The sequence below is a fragment of the Pyxidicoccus fallax genome, assembly GCF_012933655.1.
GTDB lineage: Bacteria > Myxococcota > Myxococcia > Myxococcales > Myxococcaceae > Myxococcus > Myxococcus fallax.
On record NZ_JABBJJ010000320.1, the window covers coordinates 1 to 14,711 of the forward strand.

General features: G+C 72.1%; 13 protein-coding genes and 1 tRNA gene. 6 read left to right on the top strand and 8 right to left on the bottom strand.

All coding sequences use genetic code 11. The features are described from left to right. Window positions 1-412 precede the first annotated feature (412 nt). The gene (locus HG543_RS42165; RefSeq protein WP_169350598.1) at window positions 413-2,044 is read left to right on the top strand and encodes a right-handed parallel beta-helix repeat-containing protein; all 1,632 of its coding nucleotides are present in this window, start codon (window positions 413-415) and stop codon (window positions 2,042-2,044) included. Between the two features lie 70 nt (window positions 2,045-2,114). Here the strand turns inward: HG543_RS42165 and HG543_RS42170 are convergent. After that, window positions 2,115-2,186 (bottom strand) — tRNA-Cys (locus tag HG543_RS42170). A gap of 153 nt (window positions 2,187-2,339) precedes the next feature. Between HG543_RS42170 and HG543_RS42175 the strand changes: the two genes are divergently transcribed. The 4 genes from HG543_RS42175 (at window position 2,340) to fdxA (ending at window position 5,588) form a co-directional block, all read left to right on the top strand. Next, window positions 2,340-3,491 carry an acyl-CoA dehydrogenase family protein gene (locus tag HG543_RS42175; RefSeq protein ID WP_169350599.1) on the top strand — a complete coding sequence of 384 codons (1,152 nt, stop codon included), beginning with the start codon at window positions 2,340-2,342 and terminating at the stop codon, window positions 3,489-3,491. 131 nt (window positions 3,492-3,622) lie between these two features. Then, window positions 3,623-3,982 (top strand): rhodanese-like domain-containing protein, encoded by a 360-nt coding sequence (locus tag HG543_RS42180; RefSeq protein ID WP_171818737.1) that lies wholly within the window; start codon window positions 3,623-3,625, stop codon window positions 3,980-3,982. A gap of 74 nt (window positions 3,983-4,056) precedes the next feature. Then, window positions 4,057-5,145 carry an aspartate-semialdehyde dehydrogenase gene (asd, locus tag HG543_RS42185; protein ID WP_169350600.1) on the top strand — a complete coding sequence of 363 codons (1,089 nt, stop codon included), beginning with the start codon at window positions 4,057-4,059 and terminating at the stop codon, window positions 5,143-5,145. A 107-nt stretch (window positions 5,146-5,252) separates the two neighbouring features. Continuing rightward, window positions 5,253-5,588, top strand: coding sequence for a ferredoxin FdxA (fdxA, locus tag HG543_RS42190; RefSeq protein WP_169350601.1), 336 nt, complete (start codon window positions 5,253-5,255; stop codon window positions 5,586-5,588). Window positions 5,589-5,665: 77 nt separating this feature from the next. Here the strand turns inward: fdxA and HG543_RS42195 are convergent, their stop codons facing one another. The 3 genes from HG543_RS42195 to HG543_RS42205 form a co-directional block, all read right to left on the bottom strand. Further along, window positions 5,666-6,472 carry a hypothetical protein gene (locus HG543_RS42195; protein ID WP_169350602.1) on the bottom strand — a complete coding sequence of 269 codons (807 nt, stop codon included), beginning with the start codon at window positions 6,470-6,472 and terminating at the stop codon, window positions 5,666-5,668. A gap of 138 nt (window positions 6,473-6,610) precedes the next feature. Next, window positions 6,611-7,669 carry a hypothetical protein gene (locus tag HG543_RS42200; RefSeq protein WP_169350603.1) on the bottom strand — a complete coding sequence of 353 codons (1,059 nt, stop codon included), beginning with the start codon at window positions 7,667-7,669 and terminating at the stop codon, window positions 6,611-6,613. Between the two features lie 15 nt (window positions 7,670-7,684). Then, the gene (locus HG543_RS42205) at window positions 7,685-8,857 is read right to left on the bottom strand and encodes an MFS transporter (RefSeq protein ID WP_169350604.1); all 1,173 of its coding nucleotides are present in this window, start codon (window positions 8,855-8,857) and stop codon (window positions 7,685-7,687) included. Between the two features lie 77 nt (window positions 8,858-8,934). Between HG543_RS42205 and HG543_RS42210 the strand changes: the two genes are divergently transcribed. Further along, window positions 8,935-9,411, top strand: a complete 477-nt coding sequence (locus HG543_RS42210) for a GNAT family N-acetyltransferase (RefSeq protein ID WP_169350605.1) — start codon at window positions 8,935-8,937, stop codon at window positions 9,409-9,411. A 6-nt stretch (window positions 9,412-9,417) separates the two neighbouring features. Here the strand turns inward: HG543_RS42210 and hrpB are convergent, their stop codons facing one another. From hrpB to HG543_RS42230, 4 genes are all read right to left on the bottom strand, one after another. Next, a complete protein-coding gene (gene hrpB / locus HG543_RS42215) occupies window positions 9,418-11,985 on the bottom strand; it encodes an ATP-dependent helicase HrpB (RefSeq protein ID WP_169350606.1) in 2,568 nt (855 codons plus the stop codon). A 43-nt stretch (window positions 11,986-12,028) separates the two neighbouring features. After that, a complete protein-coding gene (locus HG543_RS42220) occupies window positions 12,029-13,393 on the bottom strand; it encodes a hypothetical protein (RefSeq protein WP_211194533.1) in 1,365 nt (454 codons plus the stop codon). 69 nt (window positions 13,394-13,462) lie between these two features. Beyond that, window positions 13,463-14,167 carry an HAD family hydrolase gene (locus HG543_RS42225; protein WP_169350608.1) on the bottom strand — a complete coding sequence of 235 codons (705 nt, stop codon included), beginning with the start codon at window positions 14,165-14,167 and terminating at the stop codon, window positions 13,463-13,465. Window positions 14,168-14,219: 52 nt separating this feature from the next. Next, window positions 14,220-14,711 (bottom strand): HEAT repeat domain-containing protein (locus HG543_RS42230; protein ID WP_169350609.1); only part of this gene is annotated, 492 nt, incomplete at its 5' end.

Genomic DNA, 14,711 nt, shown 5'->3' on the forward strand with positions numbered 1-14,711 from the left:
CGTCCGGGCACGGGCGCGGGGGCCGCGCACGCGGAGAGCAGGAGGGCGGAGAGGAGCAGCGGGACGGCGAATCTCACAGGCGCGCCACCGTACCCCCCAGTCAGGGGGGTGTCACGGTCCGCACGCCTGCCGCCTGAACAGCCCGACAGATGGCCCCGGCACGCGCGCCGCCGGAACCGCTCCAGCTCCATCCTCGCCGGCCGCCTCCCGGACTGTCGGAGCACCGCGTCGAGGCGTCGCCGTCCGCGCCGTGCGGCCCTGGCTCGCCCGCCTGCCGGGCGGCCACCGGAGCACCGCGCCAGGAGGGCATCCCGGCCACGCGCGGTGTCACGGCCCGCACGCCTGCTGTGCCAGCAGGGCCACCGCGACAGGGGGTGAATAGAGCGCCGGGGCTCCCGCGTTGCCCGTGCTCATGAAAATTCGACGAGGCAACTGCTTGAAGCTGAAGACCCCGACGGCCGCCCTGGCCGCGACCCTGCTCATGCTCGGCGCGACTTCCGCGCCCGCCCAGGTCCCCAGCCCTGACGCTGCCGCGGCCCCCGCGGCGCCTGCTCCCGGCGCCCCGGCCTTCAAGCCGGCCCTCGGGGTGCAGCCCGTGCCGGACACGCCGGTGGAGGCCCTGCCCGCGCACGCGGACCACCTGAACATCGCCGAGCCGTCTCCCCAGCCGGGCCCCACCGCCACGGCCATGGCGCCCGCGGCCAGCTTCATGTTCGCCCGCGAGTGGGTGGTCAGCGCCTCCACTGGAAATGACTCCGGCGACGGCAGCGCCGAGCGGCCCTTCCGCACCATCGCCAAGGCCATCAGCCAGGCCAACCCCGGCGAGGTCATCCGCGTGCTGGCCGGCACCTACCCGGAGCGCATCGTCATCGGCACCAACGCCAAGGCGGGCACGCCCGAGGCGAAAATCACCATCCAGGGCGAGGGCCGCCCGCGCATCATCCCCGGCAACGGCGGTGGCGCGCTCGTGCAGGTGCGCCGCCCGAACTGGGTCGTCGACGGCTTCGAAATCGACGTGCAGCGCCAGTCCTTCTTCGCCGTCTCCTTCGAGGGGGACGTGACGGGCTCCGTGCTGGCCAACTCGGAGTTGCACAACGGCGGCGCCGGCGCGGGCGTGACGACCTACGGCAACGCCACGGGCGCCATCATCGAGAACAACCACATCCACGACTTCGTGAAGAACACGGGCAACAAGGACTCGCACGGCATCGTGGTGCAGCCCACGTCGCGCGACATCACCGTGCGCAACAACGACATCCACGACAACTCGGGTGACTCCGTGCAGTGCCTGGGGCCCGAGGGCTTCAGCAAGCTGCCCCCCGCGGACGGGCTGGTGGTGGAGAACAACCACTTCTACGCCAACCGGGAGAACGCCGTGGACATCAAGACGTGCCACCGCGTCGTCATCCGCAACAACCGCATGCACCAGTTCCGCCCGTCCAGCACGGCCAAGGGCGACGTGGTGGTGGTGCACTACTCCGCGCGCGACGTGACGGTGGAGGACAACGAAATCTACGACTCCGCCAAGGGCATCTCCGTGGGCGGCAACCGCGAGGGCCCCATGCCCACCGGCATCGTCATCCGGCGCAACCGCGTGCACGACATCACCGACGTGGGCGGCGGCGAGGGCACCGGCATCCGCCTGGAGAACTCCGAGGGCACCGTGGTGGTCAACAACACCATCACCCGCGTCTCCACCGCGCTCATCATCGGCCACGGCACCGGCGGCGCCACCAATGCCCCGGTGGTGCGCAACAACATCGTGGACGCCACGCCCCTGGCGGTGAGCCTGGGCGGCCAGGCCCCCGGCATGCAGATGGGCTCCAACCTCTTCCCGGCCGGCGCGCAGTTCAAGGCGAAGGGCGCGCTCGTGGGCCTGGAGCAGTTCAAGTCCGCCGCCGGCGACACCACCTCCAGCACCGGCTCGCCGGACCTGGGGGACGCCTTCGCCCCCGGAGGCTCCGCCGTGGACCATGGCTCCGACGTGGGCCTGCCGTTCTGCGGCGCCAGCCCGGACATCGGCGCGGTGGAGCTGGGCTGCTAGCCCGGCCCCGGCCCCGGAAATGACAAGGCCCGATGCGGAAGCTGCTTCCGCATCGGGCCTTTTGTCTTTGAGGCGCCACCCGGATTCGAACCGGGGAATGAAGGTTTTGCAGACCTTTGCCTTACCACTTGGCTATGGCGCCGAGAGGATGGGGTCGGCTTTATACGCAGCCGGCCACCGCCCGGTCAAGGATGCAACAGCAGCCTGGACGCATTGCGTCCCGCTACCATGCGCGTCACGGAAGTGTTCCACCCCGGGTGCGCATGCGCGCCCACAACAGGAAAGGTGTCCCGAGATGCTGCACGGCCACGGGCTGTACCTGGAGGAGCATGACGCATTCCGCCGCACGGTGCGGGCGGTGGTGGACAAGGAGCTGCTCCCCCACGCGGCCGAGTGGGAGGAGCGGGAGGAGTTCCCCCGGGAACTCTTCACCCGCTTTGGCGAGCTGGGCTTCCTCGGGTTGAAGTACCCGGTGGAGTACGGGGGCTCGGCGGCCGGGGAACTCTACGAGGCAGTGCTCCTGGAGGAGCTGGGCCGGTGTGGCTCGGGGGGCGTGTCCGCCGGGCTGGCGGCGCAGTTCACCATCTCCACCGGGCCCCTCCACCTGTTCGGCACGGACGCGCAGAAGCGCCGCTGGCTCACCCCCGCCATCCGCGGGGAGATGATTGGCGCCCTGGGCATCAGCGAGCCCGACGCCGGCTCGGACGTGGCCGGCCTGCGCACCACCGCCCGGCGCGACGGGGACTCCTACGTCATCAACGGCTCCAAGACGTACATCACCAACGGCGTGCGCGCGGACTTCATCGTCCTGGCGGTGAAGACGAACCCGTCCGCCGGCCACAAGGGCCTGTCCATGCTGGTGGTGGAGAAGGGCACGCCGGGCTTCTCCGTGGGGCGCAAGCTGAAGAAGGTGGGCTGGCGCGCCTCGGACACGGCGGAGCTGTTCTTCGAGGACTGCCGCGTGCCCGCGGAGAACCTGCTGGGGGTGGAAGGGCAGGGCTTTTCCCAAATCATGGGCAACTTCCAGTGGGAGCGCCTGTCGCTGGCCCTGGGCGCGCTGGGCGCCGCGGACGACATGCTGGAGAAGGTGCTCGAGCACGTGAAGTCGCGCCGCGCCTTCGGCCAGTCCCTCAACCAGTTCCAGGTGGTGCGGCACAAGCTGGCGGACCTCTTCACGGCCCGCGAGTGCGCGCGTCAGCTCACCTACCACGCCCTGCGCCTGCACGTGGCCGGTGAGTGGGCCGTGGCCCAGACGTCCATGGCCAAGAAGGTGGCCACCGAGATGGCCTGCCGCGTCGCGGACGAGTGCCTCCAGCTCCACGGCGGCGCCGGCTACATGATGGAGTACGACATCCAGCGTCACTGGCGCGACGCGCGCCTGGGCCCCATCGGTGGCGGCACCAGCGAGGTGATGAACGAAATCATCGCCAAGCAGCTCGGGCTGTAGGCCCCGGGCGCCCAGGGTGGGCGGCGCGGTGCGGCATCCCCGTAGGACGGCGGGACAGGGCAGCCGTGGGAGCGCGGAGGAACAGGCCCTCCGTGCTCCGGGTTCCCGCAAAAGACCCCGCGGAGGTCCCCGTGGAGCCCACCATCGTCTGTGCCGAGCTGTACATGCGTCTGGGTGACGACGAAGTGCTCGTCCTCGACTGTCGTGACCCGTCGGATTGGGAACGGTATGACCTGCACATCCCCGGTTCGCTGAGGATGACTCCCGTGGAGATCGCGCGTGATCTCCACATGCTGCCGGACGACGAGCTCATCGTCCTCTGCGGCTGCTCACCGGACGGCAGGGACATGCGCCGGGTCTGCCGCCTGCTGCGGATGCGTGGCCGCGAGGCGGTCTGCCTCGAGGGGGGCCTGCCGGCGTGGGTCACTGGCGGTTACCCCACGGAGCGTCACGCCCGTGTTCCCCAGCCGCAGGTCGCCGCACACCGCTGAAGCGCGGTGGATGCGGTGCGTCGACAAAGGGTGTATGGAGCGGGCGACTTCACCCTCCACTGGAGACAATGCCCATGGCCAGGCTTCGCGCGGCACTCATCGGTGCCACCGGACTCGCCGGACAGCAGTTCATCGCCGCCCTGAAGGACCACCCGTACATCGAGCTGACCGGCCTCGCCGCGTCTCCTCGCTCGGCGGGCAAAGCCTACGGAGAGGCGCTGAAAACGGCCAATGGCATGACGGCGTGGTTCGTCCCCGAGCCGCTGCCGGCCGAGGTGGCCCGCATGAAGGTGGTGGCCGGTGACGCGCTCCAGGCGAAGGACTTCGACCTGGTCTTCTCCGCCGTCGAGGCGGACGTGGCGCGCGAGCTGGAGCCCCGGCTGGCGAAGGACATCCCCGTCTTCTCCGCCGCCAGCGCCTTCCGCTACGAGGAAGACGTCCCGCTGCTCATCCCGCCCGTCAACGCCTCGCATGCCCCGCTCGTGCGCGAGCAGCAGAAGCGGCGCGGCTGGAAGGGCTACATCGTTCCCATCCCCAACTGCACCACCACTGGCCTCGCCATCACCCTGGCGCCGCTGGCCGAGCGCTTCGGCGTGAAGGCGGTGCTGATGACCAGCCTCCAGGCCATGTCGGGCGCCGGCCGCTCGCCGGGCGTCATCGGCCTGGACATCCTCGACAACGTCATCCCCCACATCCCCAAGGAGGAGCACAAGGTCGAGGTGGAGACGAAGAAGATCCTCGGCTCGCTGCGTCCCGGCGGGGACGGGTTCATCCCCCACGACATCCGCGTGTCCTGCACCTGCACCCGCGTGGCGGTGATGGAGGGCCACACGGAGTCCGTCTTCGTCTCGCTGGGAGCGAAGGCCACCGTGGAGCAGGTCATCCAGACGATGCGCGAGTGGCGGGGCGCCGAGGTGGCGCGCGGCCTGCCGTCCGCTCCGCCCAACTGGATTGAGGTCCTGGATGATCCGTTCCGCCCACAGCCCCGCCTGGACCGCGACACCCACGGCGGCATGGCGACGACGGTGGGCCGCGTCCGGGAGGACGGCGTGCTGGAGAACGGCTTCAAGTACGTGCTCGTCTCCCACAACACCAAGATGGGCGCCGCGCGCGGGGCCATCCTCGTGGCGGAGCAGCTTCGGGCGCAGGGCCTGCTGGGCTGACAGGGCTGGCGGGCTGACGAGGCCTCAGATTCAGGGTGCCATCGTCAGCCCGAACCACTACTGTGCGCGCCCACGGACGCGCTAGATTTCCCTACAGGAGACTTTTCATGGCCTACGTCGTCGCCGAGCCTTGCATCAAGTGCAAGTACACCGACTGTGTCGAGGTGTGCCCGGTCAACTGCTTCTATGAAGGTGCCAACTTCCTGGTCATCCACCCGGATGAGTGCATCGACTGCGGCGCTTGCGAGCCCGTGTGCCCCACCAAGGCCATCTTCCCGGAGACGGAGCTCCCCGAGAAGTGGAAGGAGTACAAGCCGCTGAACGCCGACTTCTCCGCGAAGTGGCCGAACATCGCCGAGAAGAAGGCCCCTCTGCCCGAGGCGGAGGAGTTCAAGGACAAGCAGGACAAGCGCGGGATGCTCGAGGCGAAGCCCGGCAAGTAGCCCGCGGACCTCGCGCGTGTCCCCAGAAGGCCCTCCCGCCCCACGGCGCGAGGGCCTTCGTCCGTTGCGGGCCCCCCTCACTCCACGCGCAGCGAGCGCAGCCGCAGCCCCCGCGCCTCCAGTCCCTCTCGCAGCCGCGCCACGTCCTCGGCGGGAAGCGGCCCGTGGCGACCCTGGATGCGCAGTGCCACCTCGCGCGGGCCCGTCCGCTCCACCTCCACCGTGGCGTCCAGGCCGCCTCGCAGGTTGAGGCTCAGCGCCGGCCGCTGCGACTTCACGAAGACCTCGATGCGCTCGATGAGCTCCAGGGCCGCCTCGGCGCGCGAGGCCGGAGCCGTCGCCTCGACACCGGAGGCCCCCGCACCTGCGCCGCCCGCCGCCGCCGGGGCCGCGACGCGAGACTCGGGGGCCTGCGCTTCCGCGCCCTGGCGCCCTGGCTCTTGATTCGGCATCCCGGGCGGCGGCCGCGCTTCCTGCGTGGGAGGTGGGGACGCTTTCAGGTCGCGCGCCAGCTCGCGGGCGATGAGGTCCGTGACGCGCTGTTCGGTGCGCGCCTGGACCTGGGTGCCGGCCTCTCCGCGGACGGTGCCCAGGCGCTGGACCTCCGCGTGCATCGCCTGGCGCGTCCGGCCGAGGTTCTCCGGACTGGCCAGGGCCGCTCGTGCCTGGGCGACGACCGGGCCCGCTCGCGCCACCGGGAGCGCCGGAGCGCGGACGGCCGGGGCTCCGGGGCGGGCCGTCGTGGGAGGCGCGGAGAGAGGAGGACCGCCGGGCGGCGTCCTTCGTGAATCCGCCTGCTGGAGGGCCTTCTTGAAGCGGGCTCCGTCCGGGGCCTGCTTCGCCGTCGTGGACTCGGATGGGGGCTCTGGCGCGTCGACCTTCATGGGCTCCCTCGCGTGGGTGGCGCGAGGGAGGAGAGCAGGGGACGTGCCAGGAGATGCGCCCTGGAGGGCCCCCGGGAGTCACGGCCGCGAGCCGTACGCGCGGCGGGACGGGCGTCCGGGAGCGGGATGCCCGTCCCGTCAGCGGCGCGTGCCGAAGGCGCCGGGCTGGGTGGGCGCGAGCCCCGTCAAATCGTTGATGGCCATCGGGCATGCGGCCAGCGCGGCGGGGTCCACGAGGCCGGCGACCCGCGTCCAGTCGCGCTCCGGGAACAGCAGCGCGTCGCGCATCTCGATGGCGGTGAGGCCCTTCTTGTACTCCCAGAAGCGGCCCCGCACGAGCACTTTGGTGCCACGCAGCAGCTTGTTGAGGTCCACGTACTGCGACTCCGCGAGCTTCGCGGTGATGTCCACCTTGAGGCGCTTGCGCGGCTTGCCGAACTGGAACTCGTACGCGGCCTCCGAGGGCGGCTCCGGCTCCACCCAGGCGAGGCGGGCCAGCATGTACGGCTGCTCCGGCTCCTCGCCCTTCTTGAGGCGCTTCTTCTTGGGCTTCTCCAGCTTCACGTCCACGACCTCCACGCCGGCGAAGGCCAGCTCGTGGTCGAGGTAGTTGTCGCGGAAGAGCGCCTCGGCGGTGGACGCGGCCACGGAGGTGGCGCGCTCCACGTCCTCCTTGTACCGCTCGCGCAGCACGGGGAGGGTGAGCAGGAAGCTGTCCAGCGGCTTCACGCCCTCGGACAGGAAGCGCAGCTTCGCCATGTCGATGACGGGGTAGTGCGGCGCCAGGGCCTGGGCCGTCGCCAGCCACTCGGGGGAGAGCTTCTGGTCGATGAGCACCCGCCGCACCATGGCGACGAAGAAGGCGTTGCCCGGGAAGCGCGGGCTGACGAGCTGGGTGTTCAGCGCCTGCGCCAGCATCGGGTCGAGCATGAAGTTCTCGTCCCGCTTGTGGAACAGCGGCGCTGTCTCACCGAGCAGCGTGAACATCGCGCCCACGACTTGCGCGCAGTTCGGGTCGTTGGTCCCCTGACCCAGCGCCTGGTACAGGCGGGTCTTGAGGAAGCGCTTGTCCATGTCCTCCTCGCGGAAGACGGGCGGCTGGCCATTGCCGAAGAAGAACTCCGGCTGGACGGGTTGGGCGACCGCGGGCATGGCCAGCAGGCCCAGGGCGAGTGCGAGCAGAGGGGCGGAACGCATGACGCCCCCAGCCTATCACGAGGCCTCCACCGGCCGAGGCCCACCCTCCGGCGGAGCGGCCTGGAGCACCAGCGCGGCGGCGACCAGCTCCAGGGCGGCGGCCACGGCGAAGAGCCGGTGCCCGCCCAGCCAGTCGTACGCGGCCCCGGAGGAGGCATAACCCAGCAGCCCGCCCAGGCCGAAGGTGACGGCGGCGAACAGCGCCTGTCCGGACGCGCGCAGCTCCGGTGGAACGCGCCGCGCGAGGAAGGCGACGCTCGCCACGTAGAACGCGCCGAACGTCAGCCCGTGCAGCGGCGCGAGCGTCACCAGCACGCCCGCGGACGACGTCAGCGCCATGCCGCCCCAGCGCAGCGCGCTCGCGGCGAAGGCGAAGCCCAGCACGTGCCGCGGCGCGAACCGCCCGAGGAGCCGCGGGTACAGCGCCATCACCACCACCTCCGCCACCACGCCCGCGCCGGCCGTCAGGCCCACGACGGCGGGAGACAGCCCCAGCGCCATGACGTGGATGGAGAGCGAGCCGTGGTACGGCGCGCACGCCAGCCAGTGCAGGCTCGTGGCCGCGAGCAGCCACCGGAAGTCGGGATGGCGCAGCAGCCGCAGTCCCGCCAGCGGGTGGGGACGCGGGCCCGGCGCGGCGCTGTCTCGCAGCGTGAGCGTCCACGGCACGAGCAGCGCCAGCAGTCCCAGCGGAGCCAGCACCAGCCGCTCGTCCACGCGCGACACGAGCAGACCGAACACCACGCTGGATGCGATGAAGCCCAGCGAGCCGAACAGCCGCAGGTGCGCGTAGCTGCCGCCGGTGCGCGCCACGTGGTGCATGGCGAGGCTGTCGATGAGGGGCGTGAAGCTCGTGGCGAACACGGCGTACGTCGCCATCGAGGCCACCAGGGCGGGGAAGCTCCGCGCCACCAGCAACAGCGAGAAGGCCAGCGTGGCCCCGAGCGCCAGCCCGGTGAGCATCCGCGCGGCGCGGCCCGTGCGGTCTGCCAGGTGGCCCCACAGTGGGGGCGCGAGCAACGACAGGCAGGGGCTGATGGACAGCAGCAGCCCCACCTGCGTCGCGGAAAGCGAGAGCGACTTGAGGTACGCGGGCAGGAAGGGCAGGACGATTCCCACCGTTGCGTAATAGAGGAAATAGAAGCCGGCCAGGGATACATGGCCGGCCGCCTGCGGTGGGGCTGGCATGGGGACGGCACCTTGACACGGCGGGAGGCTTTTTCCGTCTGTTGACCTCGCGGGGTTTTGTGTAGCTTGCCCCCGACATGGCAACTCCCACGGATACCTCCGCGCCCGTCATCATCACCCAGATTCAGGGTGAGGCGGAGCTCATGCAGGCGCTCGCCATCCGCGAGGTGGTGTTCATCGAGGAGCAGCACGTTCCCGAGGGCATCGAGCGCGACGCGGAGGATGCCAACGCCTACCACGTCATCGCGAACCAGGGCGGCCACGCCATTGGCACGGGCCGGCTGGTGATGCTGCCGCAGCCTCCCGCGGGCCGCGAGGGCAGGTGGGGCCAGATTGGCCGCATGGCGGTGCTCCAGGCGCACCGCAAGGCGCGCGTGGGCTCCCTGCTGCTGACCACGCTGGAGGACGAGGCGCGCCGCCGTGGCGTCAACGGCATCATGCTGCACGCGCAGCTCTACGCGCTCGAGTTCTACAAGAAGCACGGCTACGAGCCGGTGGGCGCGGTCTTCCAGGAGGCCGGCATCGACCACCTGGAGATGCACAAGAAGCTGTAGTCGCCGTCAGCGGCGTGGCGGCCTGGGCGCGGGCGGCTGCGCGTGGCGCGGATCCTCCGGCCACGAGTGCCGGGGGTACTTGCGGCACAGCTCCTTGCGGATGGCCGGGTAGTGCCGCTCCCAGAAACCGGCCAGGTCCGTGGTGACCTGCACCGCGCGCATGTTGGGCGCCAGGAGGTGCAGCACCAGCGGGACGCGTCCCGCGCAGACGACGGGCCCCTGGGCCATGCCGAAGAAGTCCTGCAGGCGCGACTCGACCCAGGGCGGCTTGCCCGGCTCGTAGTGCACCTTGACGCCACGGCCGCCGGGCAGCGTCACCCGCTCCGGGGCGTGGGAGGCCAACAGGCGCTGTTGCTCCGAGGTGAGCCGCGCGTAGAGCGCGTCCAGCAGCGACACGCCCTCCAGATCCTTGAAGCTGCGCGCGTCCGAGCAGAGGGAGGCGAGGGCATCGCGCAGGAAGGCGTCGTCCACGGTGGGGAACTTCGCTTCCGGGAAGGCCTGGGCGAGCAGCGCCACGCGGGTGCGCCACTGCTCCAGGGCCTCCGGGTCCGCGAACTTCCCGGGGCCGGCGGCGAGCGCGGCCTCCACGAGCACGCGTGCCGTCTCCTCGGAAGGGGGCGCGGGGGTGCGCGTCTCCTCGAGGACGAGGTTGCCGTAGGACAGGCGCGTGAGGCGCTCCACGCGGCGGGCCTCGGCGTTCCACTGGAGGGTGTCCACCTCCTCCAGCGCGTCGGGGTAGAGGTCCAGCAGCCACTCGGGCTCCACGGCGCTGGCCAGCCGGACGATGGCGCCGCGGCCCGGGCGCTCCTCGGCGTCCACGGCCACCATGAGGTCGGCGTCCTGGACCACGCTCAGCTCGGAGAGGGACACGGTGCCGCCGCCGAAGAGCAGCAGCTCGGGCGCGCGGGGGCGGCGCCGGCGGGCCACTCGGTCCGGATAGCCGGCGAGCACGCTGAGCATCAGCGCCTGCTCCACGTCCTCGGGACGCTGGGGGCGCTGGCCCTGGTTGCGCACCGCGCGCCGCAGCTGCTTCTGCACGCGGTCCACGGACTGCACCGCGCCCGCCTCCAGTGAGAGCGAGTGCAGGCGTCCGGAGGCGAAGCTGGCGCGCTCGGCGTCGCGGAAGCGCTCCAGCAATTCCAGCAGGTCCGACGGGCCGCTGACGACGGCGGCGGCGCGGCCACCGCCGTCCGACATGTTGACGCGGGCCTCGCGGCGGATGTCGCGCTCGCCCATGAGGGCCGCGAGCGTGGCGGCCTCGGCGCCCACGCCCCGGCGCTCGCCCTCGACGATGACGCGGGCCTGTCGCGGGTGCACGGGGAAGCGCAGCAGCCGGTGGCCCACGTCGGTGACGCGGCCCCGCGGGTCCACCGCGCCCAGCCGGCGCAGCAGCGTCTCCGCCGCTTCGAGCGACGCGGCGGGCGGCGTCTCGAAGAAGGGGAAGCCGCCCAGGTCCGTGACGCCGGAGGCGCGCAGGGCGAGCACTGTCTCCGCCAGGTCCATGCGGCGGATTTCGGGGGCCTCCTGCTCGGGGCGGCCGTCGAAGTCGTGCTGGGTGTAGAGGCGCAGGCAGTGGCCGGCGCGGGTACGGCCGGCGCGGCCCGCGCGTTGAATCGCGGAGGCGCGGCTGACCTTGGACAGCTTGAGCTGCGGCAGGCCGGACCAGGGCGAGTGGCTGGCCACGCGCGCCAGGCCCGTGTCGATGACCACGGCCACGCCGTCGATGGTGACGGACGTCTCCGCCACGTTGGTGGAGAGGATGATTTTACGACGCGAGCTGCGGCGGACGGCGCGGTCCTGCTCGGCGGGGGACAGGTCGCCGTGGAGGGGGAGGACGTCGGCGCCGTGGCGCTCGGCGAACTCGGCGCAGGCGTCGCGAGTGCGGCGGATTTCCCCGGCGCCGGGGAGGAAGACGAGCACGTCGCCGTCCACGCCGTTGGCGAACACGCGCTTGATGCCGGAGAGCACCTGCTGGTCGAGGTGCCGCTCGTCGGGCGTGGGCAGGTACTCCACGCTGACGTCGAAGCGGCGCCCCTCCGAGCGCAGGGAGGGACAGCCGCCGAGGTAGGCGCGGATGGGCTCGGCCTCCAGCGTCGCCGACATGACGACGACCTTGAGGTCGGGGCGCGCGGTCTCCTGGAGCCGGCGCAGCATGGCGAGCGAGATGTCCGCGGACAGGTGCCGCTCGTGGAACTCGTCGAGCACGACGATGCCCACGTCGTTCAGCTTCGGGTCGGTGAGCAGGCGGCGGCCGAGCACGCCCTCGGTGACGAAGGACAGGCGCGTCTTGGCGCTGCGCACGTCCTCGAAGCGGACCTGGTAGCCGACGGTGTCGCCCACGCGCTCGCCGATCTCCTCGGAGACGCGCTGGGCGGCGAGCCGGGTGGGGAGCCGGCGGGGCTGGAGGACGACGATCTCCTTGCCCTGCCCGAGCCCGGCTTCCAGGAGCGCGCGGGGCACGCGCGTCGTCTTGCCGGCGCCGGGAGGTGCCTCCAGCACGAGCGAGCGCGCGCCGCGCAGGGTGGAGACGATCTCCGGCAGGAGGGGATCGATGGGAAGGGCGACGTCCGCCATGGCCGGGTTCCTCTAACGGCGCGGTCCGGAGACCGCTCGGGGCTCAGGGAGAATCAGGACCGGAGGCGCCCGGAGTGGACGCCGCCTTCTTCTTCCGCACGCGAGGCGACTGGGCCTCGGCGCTCGCGGTGGGAGAGGGGGGCTCTCCCTCGTTAGGAGGGGAGGGGGCTTCCGCCTTCTTGCGGCCCTTCCGGGCGCCGCGCGCTTCGACCTGGGGTTCGGAGGCCGCCTGATTCGTGGCGCTGGCGGTCTCCGCGCGGGGTTCGCTCCCCTCGGCGATGGGGGCCGAAGCCTCGCCTCCACTCGCGGGCGCGGCGTCAGTCGTACCAACGACGGGGCCGTTGGACTCCGCGGACGCGGTCGCGCCCTCCACGGTCGGAGCCGGGGCCGACTCCGGGGAACCCGGCACGGAGGGAGCTCCCTCGGCCGCCGCGCCCTCCTCGCGGCCGCTGACCTCGGCGTCCGGGGCGTTGGCGCCCTCCACGCTCCCCGCATTCTCGGCGTCGGTGCCACCTTCGGCCGGGCCGGCCCGCACCGCATCCGGCGGCTCCTGCGCACCCACCTGCGCGCCTGCCTGCGCCGCGGCGGGGGCGACCTCTTCTCCCGCGTCCAGCGCGGCGACCTCGGCCAGCTCCGCCTCGGTGGGCTCCATGGAGTCCACGGGCTCGTCGCCGAACCCGGCCAGCCCGTCGTCCGCGGACGCGAGCAGCCCACGGCCGGCGCGGCGCTTCGGCTTCAGCGCGAGTCCCGCGGCCTCGTAGACGCTGGGCACGGGCACCACCGCGGCCTCGGACAGCAGGCGTGCCTGGCGCAGGGCGGCCTCGAGCTTCCGGCCCAGGGCCACCAGCTCCTCGCGCAGGACGTTCTCCACCTCGGGCGTGAGCGGCGCGGGCTCGTGGCTGGAGCGCCACGCGTTGAAGGCCGTGGTCACCTGCTCCATCACCGGCCGCACGAGGGCGAAGTCGTCACGCGCGAAGATGCGCGTCACGTACGAGCTCTTCGTGCGCCGCTCGTACGACGTGGCGTACTCGATGACGGCGTCGCGGGGAGCGCGGCGCAGCTGGGGGAACTTGACGTGGGGGAAGAGCGCCTCGATGACGGGCGCGCGGCTGCTCGCCGTGAAGGTGATGCCGGCGTGCAGCTTCTCCAGGGCGTCCACCCAGAGGCCCTGCTGGTGGAAGGCGTACTCCTCGCGGGCCTCCTCCAGCTCGGGCAGGTCCTTCACGCGGTCCAGCACGCCCGCGGAGGGCGCGCGCGTGGTGCGCACCAGCTCCAGGGCGTCGGCCAGCCAGCGCTTCTCGGGCTCCAGGCCGGGCCTGCCCGCGAGCATCTCCCCCGCGGTGGCGAGCCGGGCCTCGAAGGCCTCGGCGAAGCGGATGAGCTCATAGGACTCGAGCGTCGACGACATGCGGCTCCTCGGAAGGGCGGCGGGAGATAGCACACCCGGCGCTCGGCTCCGAGCGGCCGGGCAGGGGCCTCATCGACCGCCGAGCAGCACCGCCAGCGCGTCACGGTGCGTGAAGTCAGGGAAGGCCACGGTGGCGCCGGCCTCCATCAGGACCTCGGGCGTGTAGGAGCCGGTGCCCACACCGATGCACTCGGCGCCGATGCCCCGGGCCGCATGCACGTCCTTGGGCGTGTCCCCGATGATGACCACGCGGCACTCCTCCATGGGCAGGCCGAGCCGCGCCGCGCCCGCCTTCGCGCCGCAGCGGATGAGCTCCACCCGGTCCTCGTTGTCGCAGCCGAAGCCGCCGAAGTCGAACTGGTCATAGATGCTGACGCGCTCCAGCTTCACGCGGGCGCCCTCGCGCACGTTGCCGGTGCCCAGTCCCACCGCGAAGCCCGCGCGCGAGCGGGCCTCACGCACCGCCTCGCGCATGCCGGGGAACACGCGGTAGTTCTGTTCATCCACGCGGTGCACCTCCTGGGTGAGGTGTGCGACGTAGGCGGCGATGAGCGCGTCGATGGCCGCCTCCGAGTCCTCCGCGCCGATGGCATGCAGGCCCTTGCGGACGATGGCCCGGTCCGTCATCCCGGACATCTTGAACGAGTCGCACGCGTCGGGGCGTCCGTGGAGCTGCTGGAAGGCGAGTTCCATGGAGCGGCGCCCGGCGCCTCCGGTGGTGACGAGAGTGCCATCGATGTCGAAGAGCAGGACGGTAGGCCGCATGGCCCCCATGTAACGGAAGCTCCGGGCCGACGCGAGCCCGGAGTCGGTCTCGCCGGGCCCCTCAGGGCTCGACGAGGGTGAGCCCGCGCTGGAGCGCCTCGCGGACGAGGGGCCGCTCCTCCACGGGCAGTCGGTCCTCCAGCGCCTGACGCGCCTGCTGCCCGCCCAGCCGTCCGAGCGCCACGGCGACGGCCTCGCGCACGCTGTCCTCGCGGTCCTCCAGCCGGGAGATGAGGGTGGGGATGGCCTCCAGGCCCAGGCTCCGTCCGAGCGCCGTCGCCGCGTTCGCGCGCACATCCGCCGGGGCCCGTGCGTCCTCCAGCACCTCGCGGATGGACTGCGCGCCCTGAGCGGGGTCCACCAGGGAGAGCGAGGTCATGGCCAGCGCGCGCCGGGCAATGGGCAGGGAAGAGTCCACGGCGAGCGAGGTGAGGACGGGAACCGCCTGTGGCCCCAGCCGGCGCCAGGCGTCCTCCCGGAGCCCGCCCTGAGAGGCTTCCAGCAGGGCCAGCACCCGCGCGCGCACGTCACCGGCGGAGGTGGGGGCCTGTGT

What these genes read in the sequence shown, in the direction of transcription:
- HG543_RS42195 (WP_169350602.1), bottom strand. Translation starts at nt 6,472, where the DNA reads ATGAAGGTCGACGCGCCAGAGCCCCCATCCGAGTCCACGACGGCGAAG.
- HG543_RS42175 (WP_169350599.1), top strand. Translation starts at nt 2,340, where the DNA reads ATGCTGCACGGCCACGGGCTGTACCTGGAGGAGCATGACGCATTCCGC.
- HG543_RS42165 (WP_169350598.1), top strand. Translation starts at nt 413, where the DNA reads ATGAAAATTCGACGAGGCAACTGCTTGAAGCTGAAGACCCCGACGGCC.
- HG543_RS42225 (WP_169350608.1), bottom strand. Translation starts at nt 14,167, where the DNA reads ATGGGGGCCATGCGGCCTACCGTCCTGCTCTTCGACATCGATGGCACT.
- HG543_RS42220 (WP_211194533.1), bottom strand. Translation starts at nt 13,393, where the DNA reads ATGTCGTCGACGCTCGAGTCCTATGAGCTCATCCGCTTCGCCGAGGCC.
- HG543_RS42205 (WP_169350604.1), bottom strand. Translation starts at nt 8,857, where the DNA reads ATGCCAGCCCCACCGCAGGCGGCCGGCCATGTATCCCTGGCCGGCTTC.
- hrpB (WP_169350606.1), bottom strand. Translation starts at nt 11,985, where the DNA reads ATGGCGGACGTCGCCCTTCCCATCGATCCCCTCCTGCCGGAGATCGTC.
- asd (WP_169350600.1), top strand. Translation starts at nt 4,057, where the DNA reads ATGGCCAGGCTTCGCGCGGCACTCATCGGTGCCACCGGACTCGCCGGA.
- HG543_RS42210 (WP_169350605.1), top strand. Translation starts at nt 8,935, where the DNA reads ATGGCAACTCCCACGGATACCTCCGCGCCCGTCATCATCACCCAGATT.
- fdxA (WP_169350601.1), top strand. Translation starts at nt 5,253, where the DNA reads ATGGCCTACGTCGTCGCCGAGCCTTGCATCAAGTGCAAGTACACCGAC.
- HG543_RS42200 (WP_169350603.1), bottom strand. Translation starts at nt 7,669, where the DNA reads ATGCGTTCCGCCCCTCTGCTCGCACTCGCCCTGGGCCTGCTGGCCATG.